At 62.7% G+C, this 21,307-nt stretch carries 21 protein-coding genes; 11 read left to right on the top strand and 10 right to left on the bottom strand.

What is annotated here, in order from left to right:
• Nucleotides 1-160 precede the first annotated feature (160 nt).
• From G7048_RS04410 to ntrC, 3 genes are read left to right on the top strand one after another with little or no spacing between them, the layout of a single operon-like run.
• Nucleotides 161-667 (top strand): hypothetical protein, encoded by a 507-nt coding sequence (locus tag G7048_RS04410; protein ID WP_166066978.1) that lies wholly within the window; start codon nucleotides 161-163, stop codon nucleotides 665-667.
• 44 nt (nucleotides 668-711) lie between these two features.
• The gene (gene glnL, locus G7048_RS04405) at nucleotides 712-1,794 is read left to right on the top strand and encodes a nitrogen regulation protein NR(II) (protein WP_166070791.1); all 1,083 of its coding nucleotides are present in this window, start codon (nucleotides 712-714) and stop codon (nucleotides 1,792-1,794) included.
• Nucleotides 1,795-1,850: 56 nt separating this feature from the next.
• Entirely contained in the window at nucleotides 1,851-3,479 is a 1,629-nt protein-coding gene (gene ntrC, locus G7048_RS04400; protein WP_166066977.1) for a nitrogen regulation protein NR(I), read from the top strand.
• 70 nt (nucleotides 3,480-3,549) lie between these two features.
• Here ntrC and G7048_RS04395 read toward each other — a convergent pair whose 3' ends face one another.
• Nucleotides 3,550-4,431 (bottom strand): MurR/RpiR family transcriptional regulator, encoded by an 882-nt coding sequence (locus tag G7048_RS04395; protein ID WP_166066976.1) that lies wholly within the window; start codon nucleotides 4,429-4,431, stop codon nucleotides 3,550-3,552.
• Nucleotides 4,432-4,533: 102 nt separating this feature from the next.
• Between G7048_RS04395 and G7048_RS04390 the strand changes: the two genes are divergently transcribed.
• The 6 genes from G7048_RS04390 (at nucleotide 4,534) to G7048_RS04365 (ending at nucleotide 10,144) form a co-directional block, all read left to right on the top strand.
• Nucleotides 4,534-5,865, top strand: a complete 1,332-nt coding sequence (locus G7048_RS04390; protein ID WP_166066975.1) for an aspartate aminotransferase family protein — start codon at nucleotides 4,534-4,536, stop codon at nucleotides 5,863-5,865.
• 95 nt (nucleotides 5,866-5,960) lie between these two features.
• On the top strand, nucleotides 5,961-6,860 hold the full coding sequence (locus tag G7048_RS04385; RefSeq protein WP_166066974.1) for a transporter substrate-binding domain-containing protein: 900 nt from the start codon (nucleotides 5,961-5,963) through the stop codon (nucleotides 6,858-6,860).
• Nucleotides 6,861-6,864: 4 nt separating this feature from the next.
• Entirely contained in the window at nucleotides 6,865-7,518 is a 654-nt protein-coding gene (locus G7048_RS04380) for an aspartate/glutamate racemase family protein (RefSeq protein ID WP_166066973.1), read from the top strand.
• Between the two features lie 115 nt (nucleotides 7,519-7,633).
• Complete coding sequence (locus tag G7048_RS04375; protein WP_166066972.1) at nucleotides 7,634-8,572, top strand: hypothetical protein; 939 nt, start codon at nucleotides 7,634-7,636, stop codon at nucleotides 8,570-8,572.
• Nucleotides 8,573-8,648: 76 nt separating this feature from the next.
• Nucleotides 8,649-9,233 carry a sigma-70 family RNA polymerase sigma factor gene (locus G7048_RS04370; protein ID WP_240933164.1) on the top strand — a complete coding sequence of 195 codons (585 nt, stop codon included), beginning with the start codon at nucleotides 8,649-8,651 and terminating at the stop codon, nucleotides 9,231-9,233.
• Entirely contained in the window at nucleotides 9,230-10,144 is a 915-nt protein-coding gene (locus tag G7048_RS04365) for a hypothetical protein (protein ID WP_166066971.1), read from the top strand. The genes G7048_RS04370 and G7048_RS04365 overlap by 4 nt, the downstream gene beginning before the upstream one ends.
• A gap of 20 nt (nucleotides 10,145-10,164) precedes the next feature.
• Here G7048_RS04365 and xth read toward each other — a convergent pair whose 3' ends face one another.
• From xth to G7048_RS04350, 3 genes are read right to left on the bottom strand one after another with little or no spacing between them, the layout of a single operon-like run.
• Nucleotides 10,165-10,944, bottom strand: coding sequence for an exodeoxyribonuclease III (gene xth, locus G7048_RS04360; protein ID WP_166066970.1), 780 nt, complete (start codon nucleotides 10,942-10,944; stop codon nucleotides 10,165-10,167).
• 47 nt (nucleotides 10,945-10,991) lie between these two features.
• Nucleotides 10,992-11,486 (bottom strand): dihydrofolate reductase, encoded by a 495-nt coding sequence (locus tag G7048_RS04355; RefSeq protein WP_166066969.1) that lies wholly within the window; start codon nucleotides 11,484-11,486, stop codon nucleotides 10,992-10,994.
• Nucleotides 11,487-11,531: 45 nt separating this feature from the next.
• Nucleotides 11,532-12,356 (bottom strand): thymidylate synthase, encoded by an 825-nt coding sequence (locus G7048_RS04350; protein ID WP_166066968.1) that lies wholly within the window; start codon nucleotides 12,354-12,356, stop codon nucleotides 11,532-11,534.
• A gap of 431 nt (nucleotides 12,357-12,787) precedes the next feature.
• Here G7048_RS04350 and G7048_RS04345 point away from each other — a divergent pair, with 431 nt between their 5' ends.
• Nucleotides 12,788-13,240: a hypothetical protein gene (locus tag G7048_RS04345; protein ID WP_240933163.1), complete on the top strand. Its 453-nt coding sequence runs from the start codon at nucleotides 12,788-12,790 to the stop codon at nucleotides 13,238-13,240.
• A 12-nt stretch (nucleotides 13,241-13,252) separates the two neighbouring features.
• Here the strand turns inward: G7048_RS04345 and G7048_RS04340 are convergent, their stop codons facing one another.
• Nucleotides 13,253-14,683, bottom strand: a complete 1,431-nt coding sequence (locus G7048_RS04340) for an FAD-binding oxidoreductase (RefSeq protein ID WP_166066966.1) — start codon at nucleotides 14,681-14,683, stop codon at nucleotides 13,253-13,255.
• 109 nt (nucleotides 14,684-14,792) lie between these two features.
• Entirely contained in the window at nucleotides 14,793-15,209 is a 417-nt protein-coding gene (locus tag G7048_RS04335) for a DUF2069 domain-containing protein (RefSeq protein ID WP_166066965.1), read from the bottom strand.
• A 126-nt stretch (nucleotides 15,210-15,335) separates the two neighbouring features.
• Between G7048_RS04335 and G7048_RS04330 the strand changes: the two genes are divergently transcribed.
• Nucleotides 15,336-16,622 carry a YihY family inner membrane protein gene (locus G7048_RS04330; RefSeq protein ID WP_166070789.1) on the top strand — a complete coding sequence of 429 codons (1,287 nt, stop codon included), beginning with the start codon at nucleotides 15,336-15,338 and terminating at the stop codon, nucleotides 16,620-16,622.
• Here the strand turns inward: G7048_RS04330 and hpnE are convergent, their stop codons facing one another.
• From hpnE to G7048_RS04310, 4 genes are all read right to left on the bottom strand, one after another.
• Nucleotides 16,623-17,915, bottom strand: coding sequence for a hydroxysqualene dehydroxylase HpnE (gene hpnE / locus G7048_RS04325; RefSeq protein ID WP_166066964.1), 1,293 nt, complete (start codon nucleotides 17,913-17,915; stop codon nucleotides 16,623-16,625).
• A 24-nt stretch (nucleotides 17,916-17,939) separates the two neighbouring features.
• On the bottom strand, nucleotides 17,940-18,779 hold the full coding sequence (gene hpnD / locus G7048_RS04320; protein ID WP_166066963.1) for a presqualene diphosphate synthase HpnD: 840 nt from the start codon (nucleotides 18,777-18,779) through the stop codon (nucleotides 17,940-17,942).
• 626 nt (nucleotides 18,780-19,405) lie between these two features.
• Complete coding sequence (locus G7048_RS04315; RefSeq protein ID WP_166066962.1) at nucleotides 19,406-20,278, bottom strand: alpha/beta fold hydrolase; 873 nt, start codon at nucleotides 20,276-20,278, stop codon at nucleotides 19,406-19,408.
• Between the two features lie 23 nt (nucleotides 20,279-20,301).
• Nucleotides 20,302-21,300, bottom strand: a complete 999-nt coding sequence (locus tag G7048_RS04310; protein WP_166066960.1) for a tripartite tricarboxylate transporter substrate binding protein — start codon at nucleotides 21,298-21,300, stop codon at nucleotides 20,302-20,304.
• Between the last annotated feature and the right edge of the window lie 7 nt (nucleotides 21,301-21,307).

Below are 21,307 nucleotides of genomic sequence, written 5' to 3'. Positions count from 1 at the left end.
TTTTTTCATTGGCGCAACGGTTCTGCAGGAACGATCGTGGCCTTTTGGGGTCATTGACAGCATGCTCTGTTATCGTCGGTGGATTGCAAATGGCTACAAGTGGCGTGAGGTGATGCCGCTTTCGGGCCGGTTGAGCTGACGTCTGTCGCGCGAGGATTTCATGAAAAAAACACTGGTTGCTCTCTTTACTGCTGTGGTTCTGCTGCCGACGGCCTGGTCCCAGGACCGGATCTATCGCTGCGGCAACGAATACACCAACAACGCGAATGATGCCAAACAGCGTGGTTGCAAGGTGGTGGAGGGCGGCAACGTCACGGTGCTGCAGGGCGGCAGCTCGCGTCCCAGTGGTGGTGGTGGCTCCACAGCTTCGCGCCCCAGCACGCCTGCTGCGACCAGCTCGCCATCGGGCGCACCCAAGGTGGACAACTCCGATCAGAAGGCCCGTGACTCCGATGCGCGCGCGATTCTCGAAGCCGAGCTGCGCAAGGCGCAAAACCGCCATGAAGAGCTGAAGAAAGAATACAACGATGGCTTCCCGCAGAAGTCGGCCCTGGAGATGCGCAATCCCCAAGGCTATGCCGAGCGCACCGCTGACATCAAGGCCAGCATGACGCGCGCGGAGGCGGACGTGGAAGGCATCAAGCGCGAGATATCGCGCCTGAAATAAACAACGTGGCCCCCAACTCATCCAAGAACCTTCCCCCCTCCGATCTGTCCGCGCGGCTCCGCTATTCGGACAACCCCGCCGAGTGCTATCAGGCACTCGATCTGGTCTCCACACTGGTGGCCGTGCTGGGCGCAGATGGCGACGTGCTGTTTGCCAATGCAGCACTAGAAACCGCTCTGGGCCAATCGCGCCGCACGCTGGAGGGCGCGGACTTCAGCAGCTTTTTCACCGATCCTTCCATTCTGCGCAGCGCCTTGTCGGGTGCGCGCGGTGCGGACTTTGCTGCGCTGCGCTTCGAGTCCGGCCTGCGCCGCGTGCCGCAGGACCCGCTGCCGGTGCATGTGCATCTCTCCTGTGTGGAGCAGGGCGGCGATGTGCTCGTCGAATGCTGGCCGCTGGAAGCGCAGGCGCGGCAGGACCGCGAAGAGCGCTTGCGCGAGCAGGCCTTGGCCAACAAGGAACTTATCCGCAACCTCGCGCATGAGATCAAGAACCCGCTGGGCGGCATTCGCGGCGCGGCGCAGTTGCTGGAGATGGATCTGCCGTCGCCCGATCTGCAGGAGTACACGCAGGTCATCATCCACGAGGCCGACCGGCTGCAGAGTCTGGTCGATCGCCTGCTTGCGCCGCATCGTCATCCGCATCAGGTCGGCGATGTGAACATCCACGAAGTCTGCGAGCGCGTGCGTTCGCTGGTACTGGTGGAGTTTCCGCGCGGGCTGGAGATCAAGCGCGACTACGACATCTCGATTCCAGAGTTCCGTGGCGACCGCGAGCAGCTCATTCAAGCCATGCTCAACATCGTCCAGAACGCCGCGCAAGCCTTGACCGAGCGCATTGCGGCGGGCGATGCGCAGATCATTTTGCGCACGCGAGTGGCACGACAAGTAACATTTGGTCGCCAACGTTATCGGTTGGCATTGGATTTGCATGTGATCGACAACGGACCAGGCGTGCCCGAGACGATCAAGGAGCGAATCTTCTATCCTCTTGTCACGGGCAGAGATGGCGGTTCGGGTCTTGGACTGACACTGGCACAGACTTTTGTGCAGCGTCACCATGGCCTGATCGAATGCGACAGTGTTCCAGGACGCACGGACTTTCGCATCCTCATCCCGTTGCCTTGAGGTCCTTGAGAAACAACGGGGGATGACATCCCCCTTCAACAAGGAAGTAGAAACACATGAAGCCGATCTGGATAGTAGACGACGACCCCTCGATCCGCTTCGTCCTGGAAAAAGCACTGGCGCGCGAGAACCTGCCGACCCGCAGTTTCTCGAACCCGCGCGAGGTGCTGGACGCGCTGGCCGACATCGCGGCCGGTGACTCGGAACACAGCGGCCCGCAAGTGCTGGTCAGCGACATCCGGATGCCCGGTGGCTCGGGCCTGCAGCTTCTGGAAAAACTGCGCGAACTGCAGCCCGGCCTGCCGGTGATCATCATGACGGCGTACTCGGATCTCGACAGCGCCGTCTCCGCACTGCAGCGCGGTGCGTTCGAATATCTGCCCAAGCCTTTCGATCTGCCCAAGGCGGTCGAGCTGATCCGTCGCGCGGTCGAAGAAAGCCAGCGCGAGCAGGTGGCCGAAGAGCGTCAGGCCGCAGCGCCCGAAATCCTCGGCCAGGCACCTGCGATGCAGGACGTCTTTCGCGCCATCGGTCGCCTGAGCCAGAGCGCGGTGACGGTGCTGATCACCGGCGAATCGGGCTCGGGCAAGGAACTGGTGGCGCGTGCGTTGCACAAGCATTCGCCGGTTTCGGGTGGCCCGTTCGTGGCCATCAACACTGCCGCCATCCCCAAGGATCTGCTGGAAAGCGAACTGTTTGGCCACGAGCGCGGCGCGTTCACCGGCGCGCAGACGCAGCGCCGTGGTCGCTTCGAGCAGGCCGAGGGCGGCACGCTGTTCCTCGATGAAATCGGCGACATGCCTTTCGATCTGCAGACGCGATTGCTGCGTGTGCTGTCCGACGGGCATTTCTACCGTGTCGGCGGCCATGCGGCTGTCAAGGCCAACGTGCGCGTGATTGCCGCGACGCACCAGAACCTGGAAACCCGCGTCAAGGATGGCGTGTTCCGCGAGGATTTGTTCCACCGCTTGAACGTGATTCGCCTGCGCCTGCCTGCGCTGCGTGAACGCAAGGAAGACGTGCCGGCGCTGACCCGCCACTTCCTGCAGCAAAGCGCCCGCCAGTTGGGCGTGGAGCCCAAGCGCATCTCGGACGCGGCGCTCGCTCGACTGCAGTCGTTCGACTTTCCGGGCAACGTGCGCCAGCTCGAAAACATCTGCCACTGGCTGTCGGTGATGGCTCCCGCGCAGGTGATTTCGGTGCAGGATTTGCCGCCCGAAGTGCTCAACGTGCCAGCCAGTTCGCAAGAAGCCCCGTCGACGCTCGCCATTGCGGCTGCACCGACGCACGGCATGGTGTCACCCGCCGTCGAGGCTTCCGACGCGCCTGCTTTTCATGCGCCATCGCCAAGCCCGGTCAACGGCTCGGCCATACCCGGGAGCTTTGGCGCCGTCTATCCCGCGCCGACGGCTGCGCAGCCCGTGGAGTTTGCTGCAGCGAACGGACATGCCGGTTGGGAAAACTCGCTCGAAGCCGAAGCGCAGGAACTGCTGCGCGAAGGCCGTCCCGAGGTGTGGGACATTCTCACCCGCCGTTTCGAGTCGCGCCTGATCAAGACGGCGCTGCATGAAACGCATGGCCGCCGCATGGAGGCGGCGCAGCGTCTTGGCATCGGTCGCAACACCATCACGCGCAAGATCCAGGAACTGGGTCTGGACGACCATCGCGGGGTGGACGAGAACTGAGCCCCAACTGCGGCGCTGAACAGGTGTCGCAGTCAGGGTGTGGGCAGGTTTCAGCTCTGACTACCTGTACTTACCCGCCCGAGCCACCCGCGCGCGACCGGGGCGACGCGACGTAGGCGCCTGAGCGGTGCAGTTGGTTTTCGGCGGCATCAATGGCCTGCACGGCGGAGTGACCCGCACGGCTGGCCAGCATGGCCACCAACGCCTCAGCCAGCGCCAGTCCGGCGGCGACTGACGGGAAGAACGAGGGGCTGTTGAGGCAGAACAGCAGCGTCTCTTCGGCCATCAACGAAAGCGGCGAGGCGAGGCTGTCGGTCAGCGCCAGAATGCGGCAGCCCGCGTCCTTGGCTGCCTGCGCCACCTGCAGCGCTTCACGCGAGTAGGGCGCAAAGCTCACCACGATCAGCACATCGCCTGCATCGAAGCCGCGCTGCTGCATCTCCAGCGTTCCCCCTTGGCCATCGAGCAGATGCACCGAGCGGCGGAACAATCGGTACTCATACGCCAGCCCGAATGCGATGGCGTAGCTCGCCCGAAAACCGGCCACATGCACGGCGGGCGCGGCTTCCAGCAGCTGGCAGGCCGATTCCAGCCGTTCCGTGCTTTGCGCCTGCGTGGTGGCGAGGTTGTTGCGCAGCACGTCGAACAGATCGCCAGCCAGCCCTTGATCCTTGGCGCGATCCACCAGTTGGCGGGCGCGCTCGACGTAGGCTGTGTCGCCCAGCCCCAGATCGGAGGCAAAAGCCGCCTTGAGCGCAGGCCAGCCATCAAACCCCAGATGTTGCGCGAACCGCACCAGCGTGGGCGGCGTCGCGCCTGCGCGCACGCCGATGTGGCGCATGGACGAGGTGACGACTTCCGAGGGGTGGTCCAGCAGGTAGCGGGCCACTTCCTGCAGTGCAGGGGTCAGCTCGGCATAGCGTTGGCGCAGTTGTTCCTGAATCGAGGGCATGGCTGGAATGTACCGGAATCGCAAATGTTCCGAAAAACCTCTTGACGGATCATTTGTTCCAAATAACAATGCGACAACACAAATGTTCCATAGGTCTGTCGCATGACACATGTATTCCATCGTCACCTGCACAACAACCCGCCCGAGGCGGTGTCCGCCCAGGGCGTCTACATCGAGGACGCGGCGGGGCGTCGCTATCTGGATGCCTCCGGTGGCGCGGCGGTTTCATCGCTGGGCCATGGTCATCCCGATGTGATCGCCGCGCTGCATCGCCAGATCGACCAACTGGCCTATGCGCACACCAGCTTCTTCACCACCAAGGTGGCCGAGACGCTGGCCGACACCCTGATCCAGAACGCGCCCGAAGGCATGAGCCATGTCTATCTGGTGAGTGGTGGGTCGGAGGCGGTGGAGTCGGCGCTCAAGATGGCGCGGCAGTATTTTGTGGAAGTCGGCCAGCCCCAGCGCACCCGCTTCATCGCCCGTCGCCAGAGCTACCACGGCAACACGCTGGGCGCGCTGGCCGTGGGCGGCAACGAATGGCGTCGCGCGCCGTTCGCACCGCTCCTGGTGCCTGCGTCACATGTCTCGCCGTGCTATGCCTACCGCGAACAGCGTGCCGACGAGACGTCCGAGCAATATGGTCAGCGTCTGGCCGCCGAACTGGATGCCGAGATCCAGGCGCAGGGCGCGGAAAACGTCATCGCCTTCGTCGCCGAAACCGTGGGCGGTGCGACGGCTGGTGTGCTCACTCCGGTGCCGGGTTACTTCAAGGCGGTGCGTGAGGTGTGCGACCGCCATGGCGTACTGCTGATTCTGGACGAGGTCATGTGCGGCATGGGGCGCACCGGCACCTTGTTCGCCTGCGAGCAGGAGGGCGTGGTGCCCGATTTGGTCACCATCGCCAAGGGGCTGGGCGGCGGTTACCAACCGGTGGGTGCGGTGCTGGCGCAGGAGCGCATCGTGCAGGCCATGTCCAAGGGCAGCGGCTATTTCCAGCACGGCCACACCTATCTCGGCCACCCGATGGCCTGCGCCGCTGCGCTGGCCGTGCAGCAGGTGATTCAGCGCGACCAGCTTCTGCCCAAGGTGCGCGCCGACGGTGCCTATCTGCAGCAGCAGTTGCAGGCCGCGCTGGGCGATCACCCCAACGTCGGTGACATCCGTGGCCAAGGCTTTTTCTGGGGCGTCGAACTGGTGGCCGATCGCGCCAGCAAGCAGCCGTTCGATCCCGCCCACAAGGTGCATGCACGCGTCAAGCAGGAGGCCATGAAGCGCGGCCTGTTGTGCTATCCGATGGGCGGCACCGTCGATGGCCGGGTGGGCGACCACGTGCTGCTTGCGCCGCCTTTCATCGCTTCGCGCGAAGAGCTGAGTGCCATCACCGAACGTTTGACCGACGCCATTCAGGCCGTGGTGTCCACCACGCGCTGATCGAGCAGGGGCGCGCGCTTTCTGCGCACCCGCTTGATTTTTCGATCCCGACTTCTTTCTGCCGTTTTCCCATCTGACCACCAAGGAGTTTGCTCATGCGCCGGATTCGTGCCGCCTTCACTTCGCTCGCCATTGCCGCAGCGGTTCTCTGTTCACCAGCCGTTCAGGCACAGACCGTGGGAACGCTTCAGAAAATCAAGGAGTCGGGCGCGATCACGCTGGGCCACCGCGATGCCTCTTTCGGCTTTTCGTACAAGTCCGCCCAGCCCGAAGCCGTGGGCTACAGCATCGACATCTGCATGAAGATCGTCGATGCGATCAAAGCCGAACTCAAGCTGCCGGCCGTCGAGATCAAGTACCAACTGGTCACCTCGCAGAACCGCATTCCGCTGACGATGAACGGCACGGTGGATCTGGAATGCGGCTCCACGACGAATCTGGTCGAGCGCCAGAAGCAGGTCGCCTTCTCGCCCGACATCTTCCGCTACAACGTGCGCCTGCTGGTCAAGGCCAACGCTGGCATCAACAGCATTTCCGATCTGCAGGGCAAGTCGGTCGTGGCAACGGCGGGAACCACCTCGCTGCGTTTGCTGCGCGATGCGGATCGCGGCAAGAATCTGGAGATCAAGCAGCTCTCGGGCAAGGACCATGCGGACTCGTTCCTGCTGGTCGACAGCGGCCGCGCCGATGCCTTTGTGCTCGACGACATTCTGCTGGCCGGGCTGGTGGCCACCGCGCGCAATCCGCAGGACTTCAAGATCACCGGAGAGCCGCTGCGCACCGAAAATCAGTCGCTCATGTTCCGCAAGGATGACCCTGCCTTCAAGGCGCTGGTGGACCGCGTCGTGACCGGCATGATGAAATCCGGCGAGATGGACAAGCTCTATCAGAAGTGGTTCATGTCGCCCATTCCTCCGCGCGGCGTGAACATCCACTACCCACTGAACGCCGAAACGCGCGAAGCCTTCACCAACCCATCAGACAAGGGAATCTGAGACCATGCCCCACACACCACGCATTGCGCTGATTCACGCGCTGAGCCATTCCGTCGAGCCGATTAACGCCGCGTTCGCACGTGACTGGCCCGAGGCGCAGCGCATGAATCTGCTCGACGACAGCCTCTCTGCCGACCTGGCGCGCGAGGGGCGGGGGCTGGACGAGCGCATGCACGAGCGCTTTGCCCGGTTGGCGCAATACGCGGTGGACACGGGCGCGCAGGGCATTCTGTTCACCTGCTCGGCATTTGGCCCCTGCATCGAGGCGGTGGCGCGCACGCATGCCGGCATTCCGGTGCTCAAGCCCAACGAGGCGATGATCGAAGACGCCGCAGCGGGCTCGGGGAAGCTGGGGCTGATCGCCACGTTTGCCGATACCTTGCGTTCCATGCCCGCAGAGTTCCCGGCGCATGTGCAGTTCGAGCAGGCATTGGCCGAAGGCGCGCTGCAAGCGCTCAACCAGGGCGACACGGCTTTGCACGACCGACTGATTGCCGAGCAGGCCCAGCGACTCGCGCAGCAGGGCTGTACCCGCATCGCGCTGGCGCAGTTCAGCATGGCGCGTGCGCGTGGTCTGTGCGAGCAGGTCACGGGTCTGCCGGTGCTGACCACGGTGGACAGCGCGGTGCACAAGCTGCGTGCCCGGCTCTCGCACTGAGATTCCACCGAGCTTGCAGCAATTTGTTGCAAATCGATGGCCGCGCGTTCACCCCGTTGGATGGCCTGTTCCGATTCAGTGGATGTCCTTCATCCACTTCGAGGAGCAAGCCATCATGGTTTCGACGTTCCAACTTCGCCGCACTGTTTCTTCTCTCCTGATCGGCACATCGCTGCTGGCCGGTCTTGCCGTCACCGCTCAAGCGGCCACGCTGGCCGATGTGCGCCTCGTCGAGCGCAACAGCGGGCGCGTTCTACCGGTCTACTTCCACCAAGGCGAGTACTGGGTGGCGGGCAGGCCGGGCGCGAACTATTCCATCGACATCACCAACCGCACCGGGCGCCGCATCATGGCGGTGGTGAGCGTGGACGGCGTCAACGCCATCACCGGCAAGACCGCCTCGGCCACGCCGGACGATGGCTATGTGTTCAACCCGTGGCAGAACTGGGGCATCACAGGCTGGCGCAAGAGCGACAGCCATGTGGCCGCGTTCTATTTTTCCGAGAGCGATGCCTCGTACGCCAGCCGCACGGGCCGTCCGCGCGATGTGGGCGTGATCGGCGTCGCGCTGTTCCGCGAGCGTCCCGTGGAGCCCGTGCGCCCCGCGCCGCCCGTCCAGCGACGTGCGCCGAGCTATGAAGAGCGCGAAAGCTCCACCTACAACGGCAGCCCCTCGGCCGATGCCAAGGCCAGTTCCGTTCCGATGGCTCCTGCGGCTCCCACACCGGCACCTTTGCCCGCGCCCAGCGTGCAGACCCCGGCTGCTGCCGACGAAGTCGCCAAGCCGCGCGCGGCCGAAAAGAGCGTCGACTACGCCGCCAAGCGCTCACCGAGTCTCGGCACCGGCCATGGGTCGCTCGAGACCTCCTACACATCCAACACCGAGTTCGACGCCGCCACGCAGCGGCCCGAGCAGATCGTGCGCTTTCGCTACGACAGCTATGCCAATCTGGTCGCCAAGGGCGTGATCCCCGCGCCGCGTGGTGAGCGCAGGCCCAATGCCTTTCCTGCGCAGGGAGACGACGGTTTTGTTCCCGATCCTCCACGCTGGTGAGTCGGTTGCCTGGTGGGCTGTGCGATTTTCTCCACAGCCCGGGCGGCGGGCGGTCTGGCTTTGCATAATGCCCGGCATGGTGGTGGATTCCGAACTGCATGCTCTTGCCGACGAAGCGCTGATGCTGGCCTATGCCGGTGGTCAGGCCGCCGCGTTCGAGTGTCTGTACGACCGCCACAGCCAGCGTCTTTGGCGCTACCTGTTTCGCAACACCGGCAACCACGCGCTGGCGGACGATCTGGGGCAAGAAGTGTGGTTCGCCGTGGTCGATGCGGCTCCCGCGTATGAAGTGAAGGCCAAGTTCACCACCTGGCTGTTCACCGTCGCCCACTACAAACTAGTGGACCATTGGCGCGGTCACAAGCCGCAACTCAGCCTGAATGAGGACACGCCCGAAGCCATGTCGCTTGCCGAAACCCTGTTCGCCAATTCCGGTTTCGAGCCCGAGAAGCTGCAGGGCCGCAAGGATCTGGCGCGTGCGCTGCTGGATGCCTTGGCCGAACTGCCGCAAGACCAGCGCACCGCCTTTTTGTTGCAAGCCGAAGGAGACATGAGCGTGGCCGACATCGCTGCCGCCACTGATGTTCCGCAGGAAACCGCCAAGACCCGTTTGCGCTATGCACGCGCCAAACTGCGTCAGGCGCTGGAGGTGCTTGCATGACCATCGAACGCACACCTCAGGACAAAGGCGCTTCGGACTCGTTGGTCGAGCTGTATCGCGATGCCGTGAAGGACGATGCAGGTCCGAGCGCTGCATCCCGTGAAAAGGTGCTGGCTTATGCGCGTGAGCAGGCCGAAAAACGTGCTCGCTCGAATCCAAAACTCGAACCCGCTAAGGTCGCCAAACAACCCGACCGCCGCGAAGCCGCCAACGACCGCCGCTGGCTGCGTCAGGCGCTCGGCAGCCTCGCGATCATCGGTGTCGTCGGCTGGCTGACCATGCAGCATCTGGAAGAGCCGGGCGCGCCACAGCTTGACCAGGTTGCGCCTGCATCAGTTCAGCAAGCGCCAGTGTCACCTGCTCCAGCGCAGGAACCGAGTGCCGGTGCCGTGCAAGAAGCTGCTCCAGTCGCTGCGGATGCAGAGCGGAAGTCCAACATGGCCGCAAAGCCCGTGCCAACGCCTTCTGCGCCAATGGCGAAGAAACAGATGGAGAGGGCAGAGGAAAAAGTCGAGCGCGCGGTGCCGCAGGCGGCACCTGCGCCTTTGCCTGCACCTTTACCGGCTCCGGCCCAGTCACCCGCTGCTGCGCCAGTCCTTCAGAAGGACGAGGTCATGAGTGCGCCGCAGGCTGCTCCACCAGCGGCTGCATCGGAAGCTGCTCGCGGACCATCCGCCATGCGCGAGCGGGCGAACACGCTGGACCACAAGAGCCTGTCGCGTGCAAAACCCGCAGCAAAGGTGCTGCCAGATTGTGATGAAAGCATGGATGCCGATGCGCTGGCCGAGCAGTCCCGTCGCATCAAATCGCGCGATGAGGCGCGGGTGGCAGGACAGCCATTGCCCGAGCCTGCGCCCATCTGCAAGCCATTGCCGCCGAAGTCTCCGGCTTCGTCACCGGAGAGTCAGTAAATCCGCTGAAAAGTGGCCGATCAGCCCAGCGCCACGATCACCGGAGTGTGGTCGCTGGGCTGCTTGTTCTTGCGTGGCGTGCGGTCGATTGTGCAGGCGGTGACGCTGCTCTTGAGCGCATCGCTGACGAGGATATGGTCGATGCGCAGGCCGCGATTCTTCTGGAAGCCGAGCATGCGGTAGTCCCACCACGAGAAGCTTTTTTCCGGATGCTCGAACATGCGGAAGGCATCGGTCAGGCCGAGGTTCAGCAGGTTCTGGAAATGCGCGCGTTCTTCGACGGTGTGGTGGATCGTGTCCTTGAGACCGACCGGATCGTAGGAGTCGCGGTCTTCGGGGGTGACGTTGAAGTCACCCATGATGATCAGGCGCTCATGCTTCTGCATCTCGGCGCGTACCCAGTTTTCGAGCGCGGTCAGCCACTTCATCTTGTAGGCGAACTTGTCGCTGCCCGGCTCCTGGCCGTTGACGAAATAGCAGTTGATGACGCGCAGCGGGCCCGCTTCGGTCTCGACAGTTCCGGCGATCACGCGGGCCTGTTCGTCCTCGTGCAGCGGGATGTTGCGCACCACCTCGTCCACGGGCTTCTTGGTGATGAGCGCCACGCCGTTGTAGGTCTTCTGCCCGAAGCACACGCTCTGGTAGCCCGCAGCCTCGAAAGCGTCATGCGGAAACTTGTCGTCCGTGAGCTTGAGTTCCTGCAGACCCAGCACATCGACCGGGTTGGCTTGCAACCATTCGAGTACCTGTGGCAGGCGGACGTTGAGGGAGTTGACGTTCCAGGTGGCAATCTTTTGCATGCGGGCATTCTATGTGCCCGCAGCAAGCGATGCGGCCAAGGGTGTTTTCAGTCAGTCTTGCGCTCGTAGGTCACGAAGCTGAAGCGCATGCCGTTGCCACTGACCTGATCGCTGCGCGCGATCTCTTTCCACTCGGGGCCGAGTTCGGGCGCATGTGCGTCGCCCTCGAAACTCTGGTGGATTTCGGTCACTTCCACGCGATGGGCCAAGGGCAGGGCGAGCGCATAGATCTGTGCGCCGCCGATCACCCAAGCGGTGTCCGCGCTCTGGCTGGCGATGGTCAGCGCGTCTTCGAGGCTGGTGGCGGGCTTGGCTCCATCGTGCTGCCAGACTTCCTGGCGCGTGACGACGATGTTGGTGCGACCGGGCAGGGGACGGAAGCGCTCGGGAAGCGAGTCCCAGGTCTTGCGGCCCATGATGACCGGGCGACCCGTGGTGAGTTCCTTGAAATGCGCCATGTCTTCCGGCAGATGCCAGGGCATGACGCCGTCCTTGCCGATGACGCCGTTGTCGGCTTTTGCGAAGATCAGATTGATTTGCATGGCGCTTCCCCTCTTGGTCTCGTTGGTCAAGGCGTCAACATAATCTCAAACCGCCACGGGCGCCTTGATGGGCGCGTGGTGTTCGTAACCCAGCACTTCGAAATCTTCGTATTCGTAGTCGAAGATGGAGTCGGGACGGCGCTTGATGTGCAGTGTCGGGTAGGCGAACGGCTTGCGTGCCAACTGGGTCTCGACCTGCTCGAAATGGTTGTTGTAGATATGGCAATCGCCGCCGGTCCACACGAAGTCACCGACCTCCAGGTCGCACTGCTGCGCGAGCATGTGGGTGAGCAGCGCGTAGCTGGCGATGTTGAACGGCACGCCCAGGAAAATATCGGCGCTGCGCTGGTAGAGCTGGCAACTGAGCTTGCCATCGGCCACGTAGAACTGGAAGAACGCGTGGCAGGGCATGAGCGCCATCTCGGAGAGATCGGCCACGTTCCAGGCACTCACGATGATGCGGCGGCTGTCCGGGTTGCTCTTGAGCTGCTTGACCACTTCGGCGATCTGGTCGATATGGCCGCCGTCGGGCTTGGGCCAGTTGCGCCACTGCACGCCGTAGACCGGGCCGAGGTCGCCGTCTTCGCGCGCCCATTCGTCCCAGATGGTGCAGCCGCGTTCCTGCAGCCACTTCACGTTGCTGTCGCCACGCAGAAACCACAGCAGTTCGAGAATGATGGATTTGAGGTGCGTCTTCTTGGTGGTGACCAGCGGAAAGCCTTCCGACAGATCAAAACGCATCTGGTGGCCGAAGACGCTGCGCGTACCCGTGCCGGTACGGTCAGTTTTCGCCACGCCATTTTCGTAGACGTGGCGCAAAAAATCTTCGTACTGGGAGCGCACGGGGCGCTGCGGGGTGTTCGTGCTCATTTTCCTGAAACCGATGCTGCCTGCGCCCGGCAACGCGCCGAACACAGGAAAAACTAGTAGATGGACCCTAGTGTGCCACGCCCTTGAGAGTCCTACACGCGGGTGCGAGATGGGCCTTTGCGATTGGAAACAATTGGGAGGTTGGTGTCACTTTTAAGGAGAAAGTGGGTTGTCGACTCTCGGGAGAATGGTGCAAATCCCCCTGCGTCATGAAAGGTAGATCGATGAAGTTGAACCCACATCTCCCGTGGAAGGCCGTTTTCCTGGCTTGCGTGACAGCGGCCATGCTGAGTGCGTGCGATTCGAAAAAATCCCCTGACACAGAATCTCCCGCATCCAATGCGTCTGCGCCCAAAGCAGGTCCGTCCATCGGGCCATCGATAGGACCTGCAACTCCGAGTACGGCTACCGCTCCGGCCGCCTCGACAGCCATGTCCGGCACGAATGTTTCTGCCGGTGCCGTGTGGGGGGATGGCGGTGAGCTGCGCAAGCCGCTTGCAGCCAAGCCGGGCGAGGCGGAACTCCAGTCGTTGGTGAGCCTGCTCGGAAAGTACCCGCAGGACGGCACCAAATATCTGGAGCAGGGCGTGCTCGCCGAACGACTCAAGGCGTTGCTGGGGCGTCGCTACGACGCATTGCTGCTGAATCTGCAGACAGTGAGCCCACTCACCAAGGAGGGTGAGTTGTGGAGCATCACAGGCAATCGCCAGCACGAGGGCGGCACCGAGGCGGCTGCGGTGGTGATCGATCCGGCTCGCAACGCCATTCGGGTCTGGCTGCTCAATCGTGGCACGCAGACGGTGTACACCGATCTGCCGCAGGGCGACATTCCGTGGACCGAGTCCGTGAACAAGTTCATCGCCAACGCAACGCCATCCAAGTAGGCCGCCAGCGAGTCACTGTTCGAGCGGCAACACCCGCCCCGGATTCATGACCCCCTGTGGGTCCAGCGCCGTCTTGATGGCCCGCATCATCGACAGCGCGACGGGCGACTGGTACTTCTGCAGCTTGTCCACCTTGAGCGCGCCGACGCCGTGTTCGGCAGAGAACGAACCGCCGAATTTCGCAACCGCTTCGTACACCAGATGGTTCACATGGTCTTCGTGATCGCGCATGAAGGCTTTGGGATCGCCTTCGCTCGGGGCTTGCACGTTGTAGTGCAGATTGCCGTCGCCGAGGTGGCCGAAGTTGACGATGCGCACGCCGGGCAGCTCGCGTTTCAGCAGCGCATCGGCGTATTCCACATAGTCGGGAATGCGCGAAGCAGCCACCGAAATATCGTGCTTGATGTTCGGACCTTCTTCGGCCTGCGCGAGCGGAATGCTTTCCCGGATGTGCCAGAGTTCGTGCGCCTGAGCGATGCTTTCCGCGACCACAGCGTCTAGCACGCAGCCGTCTTCGAGCGCGCGCTCCAGCAGGCTTTCAAAGCGTTCGCGCGCGTGGTGTTCGGATTCGCTGTCGGAGTTCTCCAGCAGCACGCAGTAGGGCGCGCCTTCCATGTCGGCGAACGGAATGCGCAACTGCGGCATGTGGCGCGCCACAAAGCTCAGCGCGAATTGGCCCATCACTTCAAAGCCGGTAAGGCCCGCACCCAACTGCTGATGCGCGAGGCCCAGCAGCTGCACAGCCGCTTGCATCGACGGCACGGCGGCCCAGGCGGTGAGCTGCGCGGCGGGCTTGGGGTAGAGCTTCATCGTCGCGCCGGTGATGACGCCCAGCGTGCCTTCACTGCCGATGAACAGATCGCGCAGGTCGTAACCTGTGTTGTCCTTGCGCAGGCCTTTGAGTCCGTCCCAGATCTTGCCTTGCGCGGTGACGACTTCCAACCCAAGGCACAGCTCGCGCGTATTGCCGTAGCGCACGACCTGCGTACCGCCCGCGTTCGTGCCCAGATTGCCGCCGATGGTGCAACTGCCTTCCGCCGCGAGCGACAGCGGAAACAGAAAGCCTTCGCGATCAGCCGCTTCCTGCAGGCTTTGCAGAATGCAACCCGCGTCCACGGTCATGGTGAGATTGGCGTGATCGACATGGCGCACCGCATTCATGCGCGTGAGGCTCAGCACCACTTGCTGGCCGCTCTCGTCGGGCGTCGATCCGACCGAGAGACCCGTGTTGCCACCTTGCGGGACGATCGTCACCTTCTCATCGGCACAGGCGCGCACGACGGCCGCCACTTCCTGCGTATTGCCGGGCCGCACCACGGCCAGCGCCTTGCCGCGCGCACGGCGTCGCCAGTCCTGCTCATAGGCGATCAGGTCGCCTTCGGTGAGTACATTGTTCGCGCCGACGATCTGGCGCAGGCGGTCGAGAAGAGCGGTGGAGGGCATGTGAAAGTTCCCGTGTCGGTGCGAGCGGCGACAGAACTTTCTGCCGTCCGAATGGGTTGAATTTAGTCGGCGGGCCGTGGCATGGCAACGGTGGGGTGATTCACGCGGTTCACACCGCCTTGGTTGCGGCTTCGCGCACCGCCTTTTGGCGCAACCGTACATGCAGCGCGCAGGCGGTGAAAAGCATCAGGCACAGCAAAATCTCGATCATCGCCAACCAGTTGCCAGGGGCCTTGTCACTCCATGCGCGCACCACGCCTTCGGTGAAATACAGCCACACGACGAGGCTTACCCAGCGGTAGGTGTACATGCGATGTTTGAGCAATCCGGCCAGCGGAATGCACAGCGGCAGCGCCTTGAGCACCAGCCACGAGCCGCCCGGACGCAGCGGAGCGAGCCATAACTCCCACAGCACGCTCAGCACGATCAGGCCAAGCAGACTGCCCACCGCCAACCAGCGTGTGAGCGCCACGTCGCCTTGAACGGTGACAGGTGCGGCGGAGGCGTTCGGGGTTGAGGCAGTCATGTAGGCGCGAGAGGGCGGGTTCGTTAAGATCGGGAGTTCATGAATCGGGTCCGCCACCACATCATCATCGCGTGGGCTGCGGGCGCACCATTCAAACACTCCAACAAACCTGCCATCATAGCCACCATGAGCCTGAGCTTCTCGTCCATTCTTGCGCGCCTCGAAGTCTGGGTGGAGGAACTCTCGCGCTTTCCATGGCGCAACACGGCGCACACCTTGCGCGAGCGCTTTCGCGAAGACCGACTTGGGCTCACGGCCAGCAGCCTGACGTTCACCACGCTGCTGGCGCTGGTGCCGTTTGTGACCGTGGCGCTCGCGGTGTTCACCGCGTTTCCGATGTTTGGCAAGATGCAGTCGCTGCTGCAGCGCTGGCTGGTGGACAGCCTGATTCCCGACACCATCGCGCGTTCGGTGCTCGACTACCTCACGCAGTTTGCGTCCAAGGCCAGCGGTTTGGGGGCAGTGGGGTTGAGCATTCTTTTCATCACCGCGCTGGCGTTGATTCTCACCATCGACCGCACGCTCAACAACATCTGGCGCGTGCCCAAGCTGCGTCCGCTTGGGCAGCGCGTGCTGATCTACTGGGCGGCGATCACGCTGGGTCCGCTGTTGCTGGCCATCAGCCTCACGCTCACCACATCGATGGCCTCGGCGGCCTCGCGCGGCATCGGTCAGGCGCTGCCGCAGAGCACGCGTTTCATCTTTGATTCCATCGAATTCGTGCTGCTCGCCGCCGGCATGGCGGGGCTGTATCGCTACGTGCCCAACACGCTCGTGCACTGGCGCCATGCGTGGGCGGGCGGCATCTTCGTGGCCATCGGCATCGAAGTGGCCAAGAAAGTGCTGGGGCTGTATCTGTCGTCGGTGCCCACTTACTCCGTGCTTTATGGCACGTTTGCCACGTTGCCGATTTTGCTGCTGTGGATTTATGTGGCCTGGGTGATCGTATTGCTGGGCGCCGTGGTGGCTGCTTATCTGCCATCTTTGCTGGCAGGCGTTGCACGCAAGGCGGGTGGGCCGGGTTGGAATTTTCTGCTCGCCATCGAATTGCTGCAGCAACTGCAGGCCGAGCGTGACGCGCCGCCACATGGATTGACAGCCGCACAAGCCGCGCAACGCTTGGGCGTAGAGGCCCTGCAACTGATTCCTGCCTTGAATGCGGTGACGGCTTTGAAATGGGTGGTGCAGGTCAACGAAACAGCTGCGGGCGAGTCGGACGATGCCGATGCGCGCTATGTGCTGGTGGCCGATCCGGCGCACACGTTCATGGAGCCGCTGGTCGAAGAACTGCTGATCTCGCGCACCGACGATCTGGACCGCTACTGGGCCAACACCGGCATGGAAGTCCTCAAGCTGGCCGATGTGCTGCCGCGCAAGTCAACTGCCGCAGCCGCGCCGCTCAGTTCTTCGTGATCAGATCAGTGCAGCCGCTGCGCTGCCGTTGAGCACAGCACCTTCGAGCGTGGCAGGGTAGGGGCCTGCGACGTAATCGCCACAGGCCAGCAGCCCCGGCGCGATCTGCATGGCGGGACGCTTCAGCCCAGGCGTGCAGGCAAACGTGGCTCGCTTTTCGACCACGGTCTGGATATGTTCGAGGTCCCGCAAACCGAGCTGTTCGGCGGCTTGTTCAATCACTTGCTCGACCAGCGATTCGCGTTCGCCGTCGAACGCACTCACCACAAACGCCAGCAAGCCCACATCGCCATACAACTGAAAGCGATCAAACACGAACTGCGCAGGGCGTGTTTTGCTGGACCGCAGGGTAGTCATCGGATGCTGGAGCAACGGCTTGTTTTCAGTGCTCTGGCGCACGCGCAGGTACACGGTCGCAATCGCGCCGAACTCCAGAGACTGCGCTTGTTCCGCCCAGTCGCGCATCGTTGGATCATCACCCGACGACGCGCTGGAAACCAATCGCGCAGCCTCCAGACTCGGCGTGGCGAGCAGCACGGCTTCGAAGGCTTCACCATCGACCAGCCAACCCGCATCCGTGCGTTGCAGCGATTGCACGCGACGACCCATTTGCACGGTGTTTTCACGCGCGCTGAGCCAGTCACATGCGGCCTGTGGAAACATGGCACCCAGATCAATGCGAGGCAGCAGAAGATTCGAGCCGCCACGTCCGCTGAACAGACTGTCGCGCAGCACGCGCAGAAAAACTTGTCCGCTCGAATCCGCCGCCAAAGTATTGAGCGCGGACACGCACAGCGGATCGATGAATTCATCCATGAGCCGCGCAGGCAGGCCTTGGCAGATGTCGGCCACGCTGTCGTTGGCACCGCATTCAAAGCCTTGCAAACGCCACTTGGCAGCGCGCATCAGCAACGCCAGTTTCTCGTGCGCAGACCAGCCGCGTGCGCGTGCAATGCCGAGCAGCGCATCCAGCGGCGGGGCGGTGTCAGGCAACTGCAGCCCGCCCCCATCGGGAAACACCAGCGCGAGCGGTGTGCGCAGTAGCGCCTTGTCCGGATCAACGCCCACCAGCCGCATCAACCGCAAGCATTCGGCATACGCGCCGATGAGAATGTGCTGCCCGTTGTCGAGCACCAGCGGCTTGCCCGTTGCAGCATCCTGCGCATGCACCGCGCGCGCGCGACCGCCCACGGTGCGCGCGGCCTCGAAGACACTGACGTGATGCCCTGCTTGTGAAGCACCAACGGCCGCAGCCATGCCGGCCCAGCCCGCGCCGATCACAGCAATGCGCATCTGCATCTGCGTGCTTGGCACCGCTTACATGCGCCCCAGCGCCTGCATCTTCCAGGCCAGCCACAGCTTGCGCAGCGGCGTCAGGCTGATGCGTTGGTGCAGCACCTTGAAGTCTTCACTTTCGATCTCGCGCAGCAAAGTACGGTAGATGCTCGCCATCATCAGACCGGGCTTTTGCGCGCGACGGTCCACATCGGGCAGCAGCGCAAGCGCTTCGTCATACAGCTTGTGCGCGCGTTCGGCCTGAAAGCGCATCAGCTTGGTGAAGTTGTCCGAATACTTGCGGTTGGTGATCTCGTGCGCTTTCACATCGAACTGCTGCAGCTCGGAAACCGGCAGGTAGATGCGCCCCATCATCGAGTCCTCGCCCACATCGCGAATGATGTTGGTGAGCTGGAACGCCAAGCCCAGCTTGTGCGCGTATTTGGTCGTCTGCGGATCGGTCTGGCCGAAAATCTTGGCCGACACCTCGCCCACCACGCCCGCCACCAGATGGCAATAACGCTGCAGACCGGGGAAATCGAGATAACGGGTCTGCTCCAGATCCATCTGGCAACCCTGAATGATGGCTTGAAACTGGCGCTCTTCCAGCCCATAAGCAGGCACGTGCGGCATCATCGCCAGCATCACGGGATGCGTGGGTTTGCCTGCAAATGCGTTGCTGACCTCGGCCTGCCACCACGCCAGTTTGGTGCGGGCGACGCCGGGGTCTGAGACTTCGTCAACCACGTCATCCACCTCTCGGCAGAAGGCGTAGAAAGCGGTGATGGCTGCGCGCCGCTGCGCCGGGAGGAACAGGAAGGCGTAGTAGAAGCTGCTGCCTGAGCTGGCGGCTTTTTGTTGGACGTACTGTTCCGGGTTCATATTGTTGTGATTGTCCCATGACTGAGGGGGTGGCTTTTCTTTGGTCGTTTTTGGTTCCTTCTTTGTTTTTGTTCCTGCTCGGTGGTTGCTTACGGAGGCCGGGTGTTCGCCCCGGCGGGCGAGTAACTTTTCGCTGGCGCGCGAAAAGTCACCAAAAGCGCGCTTGAATTCGGGGTCACACGATAGAACTCACTTTGCGCCGTAGGCGCTCCGTTCGGGCAACTATCGTGAGTCAGACCAAAAGCTGGGGAGGGCGCTGCTGCATTCTGCGATGCAGCAGCGGCGGCGCGAGTATCGCGACGGAAAAATCGATGTTTAAGCGCGAGAGTTCAATTCGTCGAGTGGCTTGCGCCCAGGCATCTCGCGACGTCGCGAGATGCCGCACGAGCAACGCGAAGTGCCGTGACGTACCTCTTATGAAAATTCTGACTCACGATAGTTGTCCGAGCGGAGCGACGCAGTCGCGCAGCGAGTTCTATCGTGGGTATTGAAAAGCGATTTTTGGTGACTTTTTGGCGCAGCAAAAAGTTACTCGCCCGCCGGGGCGAACACCCGGCCTCCGTAAACAACCACTCAGCGAGAACCAAAAAAGAACACAAGCGGCACCAGCGCGTTGCCGCAATCAATCAACGCGCCAAGAACTCCCGGACCATCTGATTGAACACATCCGCATGTTCCCACTGCGCCCAGTGCCCGCACTGGTTGAAGATGTGCATCTCCGCGTTCGGAATGCCCCAGATCACGCGCAGTCCCACGTCCAGTGGCACAAAGCGATCATCGCGGCCCCAGATCACCAAGGTCTTGGCCTTGATCTCCGAGAGTCGGTGACCGTAATCGCTGAACTGCTTGGGATTCACCTGCAGGCTTTTGACGAAGTTTTCGAGGTGATCGCGACGCGCGAGGATGTTGTCCAGACGCTGCTGGTAAAGCTCTTCCGTGAGGCTGCTGGCGTCGTAGACGAACACGTTCATCATGCGCTTCAAGTTCTCGACCGTCGGATCGCGGTAGAGCGCTCCGATGAGTTTGATGCCTTCGGTCGGCATGGGCACGAACTGGCTGGGGCCGCCTGTGCCGCCGCCCATCAGCACGAGCTTGTCGACCGATTGCGGATTGGCCAGAGCGAAGCCCACGGCGCTGTGGGCGCCCATGGAGTTGCCGATGATGTGGACCTTGGTCGTTATGCCGAGTTGGTCGAGCACGGCTTTGAGGCAACGGGCGTTCAGATCGCTGCGCGAGCCGGTGCTGATGATGGTGTCGCTCTTGCTCCAGCCAGGGCAGTCGAGCAGGATGACGCGGTAGCCTGCGTTGACCAGCGGTTCGATGTTGCGGTTGAAGTTGGCCCAGCCGCTCGCGCCGGGGCCGGAGCCGTGGAGCATGACGACGATTTTGTCGCCTGTGCCTACATCGTTGTAGTGCAGCTTGAGAGGCTTGCCGTCTTCGGTGATGGTGATGAAGCGGCTGCTGGCTGCTTCGGTGATGGCTTGTGGTTGTTGTGTCATGGCGATGTCTTTCGTTGAGTGCTTCAGTCGATGGATGCACCGCTGGCCTTGACCAGTGCGGACCAGCGCATTTGCTCCGATTGCATGTACTTGCCGAATTCTTCGGGGGTGGCCGAGAAGCTTTGCATGCCTTGTTCGTTGAAGCGCTTGAGCACGTCCGGGTCTTTCAATGCAGTGGCGAAGGCCTGGTTCAGGCGCTGGACGATGGCTGCTGGCGTGCCTGTTTTCACTACCGCACCAAACCACACGCCTGCGTTCACGCCGTTCACTCCGAGTTCGGCGACGGTGGGCACGTTCGGCATTTGGGGCGAGCGCTTGTCGGCTGCAATTGCGATGGGTTTGAGGCGCTTGCCTGCGATCAGCGGGGCGGTGGTGATGACCGGGTCGAACATGAAATCGACCTGACCGCCCATCACGTCCTGCAGCGCCGGGGCCGAGCCTTTGTAGGCAACGTGGCTGAAATTGCCGCCGACCTTGGTGCGAAACATTTCGCCGAGCAGATGGCCGATGGAGCCCACGCCTTGCGAGGCGAATGTGAGGCCGTTTTGACGCGACTTGGCTTGCTGGATCACGTCGTTCAGGCTGTTGATGGAGCTGTTGGCAGGTACGACGAGCACCAGCGGCGACGAGGCCAACGGCGTGACGGGCGTGAAGTCCTTGTTCGGGTCGTATGAGAAGTTGCGGTACAGCGTGGGGTTGATCGCGAACATCTCGGTTGCGCCGACAAAAATGGTGTGGCCGTCGGCGGGTTGCTGGCGCACAGCACCGGCTGCGATCTGGCCGCCGCCGCCGGGGCGGTTGTCCACGATGACGGGTTTGCCGAGTTGGTCGCTGACCTTGGTGGCGAGCGTGCGCGTCACGTTGTCGGTGATGCCGCCTGCCGGGAAGGGCACGATGATGGTGATGGACTTGCTTGGAAAGTCCTTGGCGGTCTGCGCTTGTGCAGCCGGCAGCAGTGCTGTGCAAGCAAGCGCGGCGGCAATGGTTGTGGAGCGGAAAAAGAAAGTGCGACGGTTGCGCATGAGGGTG

The organism is Diaphorobacter sp. HDW4B, assembly GCF_011305535.1.
GTDB lineage: Bacteria > Pseudomonadota > Gammaproteobacteria > Burkholderiales > Burkholderiaceae_C > Diaphorobacter_A.
The sequence above is the reverse complement of the archived record's forward strand: the minus strand, read 5'-3'. Positions and strand labels throughout refer to the sequence as shown.

What these genes read in the sequence shown, in the direction of transcription:
- G7048_RS04410 (WP_166066978.1), top strand. Translation starts at nt 161, where the DNA reads ATGAAAAAAACACTGGTTGCTCTCTTTACTGCTGTGGTTCTGCTGCCG.
- ntrC (WP_166066977.1), top strand. Translation starts at nt 1,851, where the DNA reads ATGAAGCCGATCTGGATAGTAGACGACGACCCCTCGATCCGCTTCGTC.
- G7048_RS04395 (WP_166066976.1), bottom strand. Translation starts at nt 4,431, where the DNA reads ATGCCCTCGATTCAGGAACAACTGCGCCAACGCTATGCCGAGCTGACC.
- G7048_RS04390 (WP_166066975.1), top strand. Translation starts at nt 4,534, where the DNA reads ATGACACATGTATTCCATCGTCACCTGCACAACAACCCGCCCGAGGCG.
- G7048_RS04385 (WP_166066974.1), top strand. Translation starts at nt 5,961, where the DNA reads ATGCGCCGGATTCGTGCCGCCTTCACTTCGCTCGCCATTGCCGCAGCG.
- G7048_RS04380 (WP_166066973.1), top strand. Translation starts at nt 6,865, where the DNA reads ATGCCCCACACACCACGCATTGCGCTGATTCACGCGCTGAGCCATTCC.
- G7048_RS04375 (WP_166066972.1), top strand. Translation starts at nt 7,634, where the DNA reads ATGGTTTCGACGTTCCAACTTCGCCGCACTGTTTCTTCTCTCCTGATC.
- G7048_RS04370 (WP_240933164.1), top strand. Translation starts at nt 8,649, where the DNA reads ATGGTGGTGGATTCCGAACTGCATGCTCTTGCCGACGAAGCGCTGATG.
- G7048_RS04365 (WP_166066971.1), top strand. Translation starts at nt 9,230, where the DNA reads ATGACCATCGAACGCACACCTCAGGACAAAGGCGCTTCGGACTCGTTG.
- xth (WP_166066970.1), bottom strand. Translation starts at nt 10,944, where the DNA reads ATGCAAAAGATTGCCACCTGGAACGTCAACTCCCTCAACGTCCGCCTG.
- G7048_RS04355 (WP_166066969.1), bottom strand. Translation starts at nt 11,486, where the DNA reads ATGCAAATCAATCTGATCTTCGCAAAAGCCGACAACGGCGTCATCGGC.
- G7048_RS04350 (WP_166066968.1), bottom strand. Translation starts at nt 12,356, where the DNA reads ATGAGCACGAACACCCCGCAGCGCCCCGTGCGCTCCCAGTACGAAGAT.
- G7048_RS04345 (WP_240933163.1), top strand. Translation starts at nt 12,788, where the DNA reads ATGTCCGGCACGAATGTTTCTGCCGGTGCCGTGTGGGGGGATGGCGGT.
- G7048_RS04340 (WP_166066966.1), bottom strand. Translation starts at nt 14,683, where the DNA reads ATGCCCTCCACCGCTCTTCTCGACCGCCTGCGCCAGATCGTCGGCGCG.
- G7048_RS04335 (WP_166066965.1), bottom strand. Translation starts at nt 15,209, where the DNA reads ATGACTGCCTCAACCCCGAACGCCTCCGCCGCACCTGTCACCGTTCAA.
- G7048_RS04330 (WP_166070789.1), top strand. Translation starts at nt 15,336, where the DNA reads ATGAGCCTGAGCTTCTCGTCCATTCTTGCGCGCCTCGAAGTCTGGGTG.
- hpnE (WP_166066964.1), bottom strand. Translation starts at nt 17,915, where the DNA reads ATGCGCATTGCTGTGATCGGCGCGGGCTGGGCCGGCATGGCTGCGGCC.
- hpnD (WP_166066963.1), bottom strand. Translation starts at nt 18,779, where the DNA reads ATGAACCCGGAACAGTACGTCCAACAAAAAGCCGCCAGCTCAGGCAGC.
- G7048_RS04315 (WP_166066962.1), bottom strand. Translation starts at nt 20,278, where the DNA reads ATGACACAACAACCACAAGCCATCACCGAAGCAGCCAGCAGCCGCTTC.
- G7048_RS04310 (WP_166066960.1), bottom strand. Translation starts at nt 21,300, where the DNA reads ATGCGCAACCGTCGCACTTTCTTTTTCCGCTCCACAACCATTGCCGCC.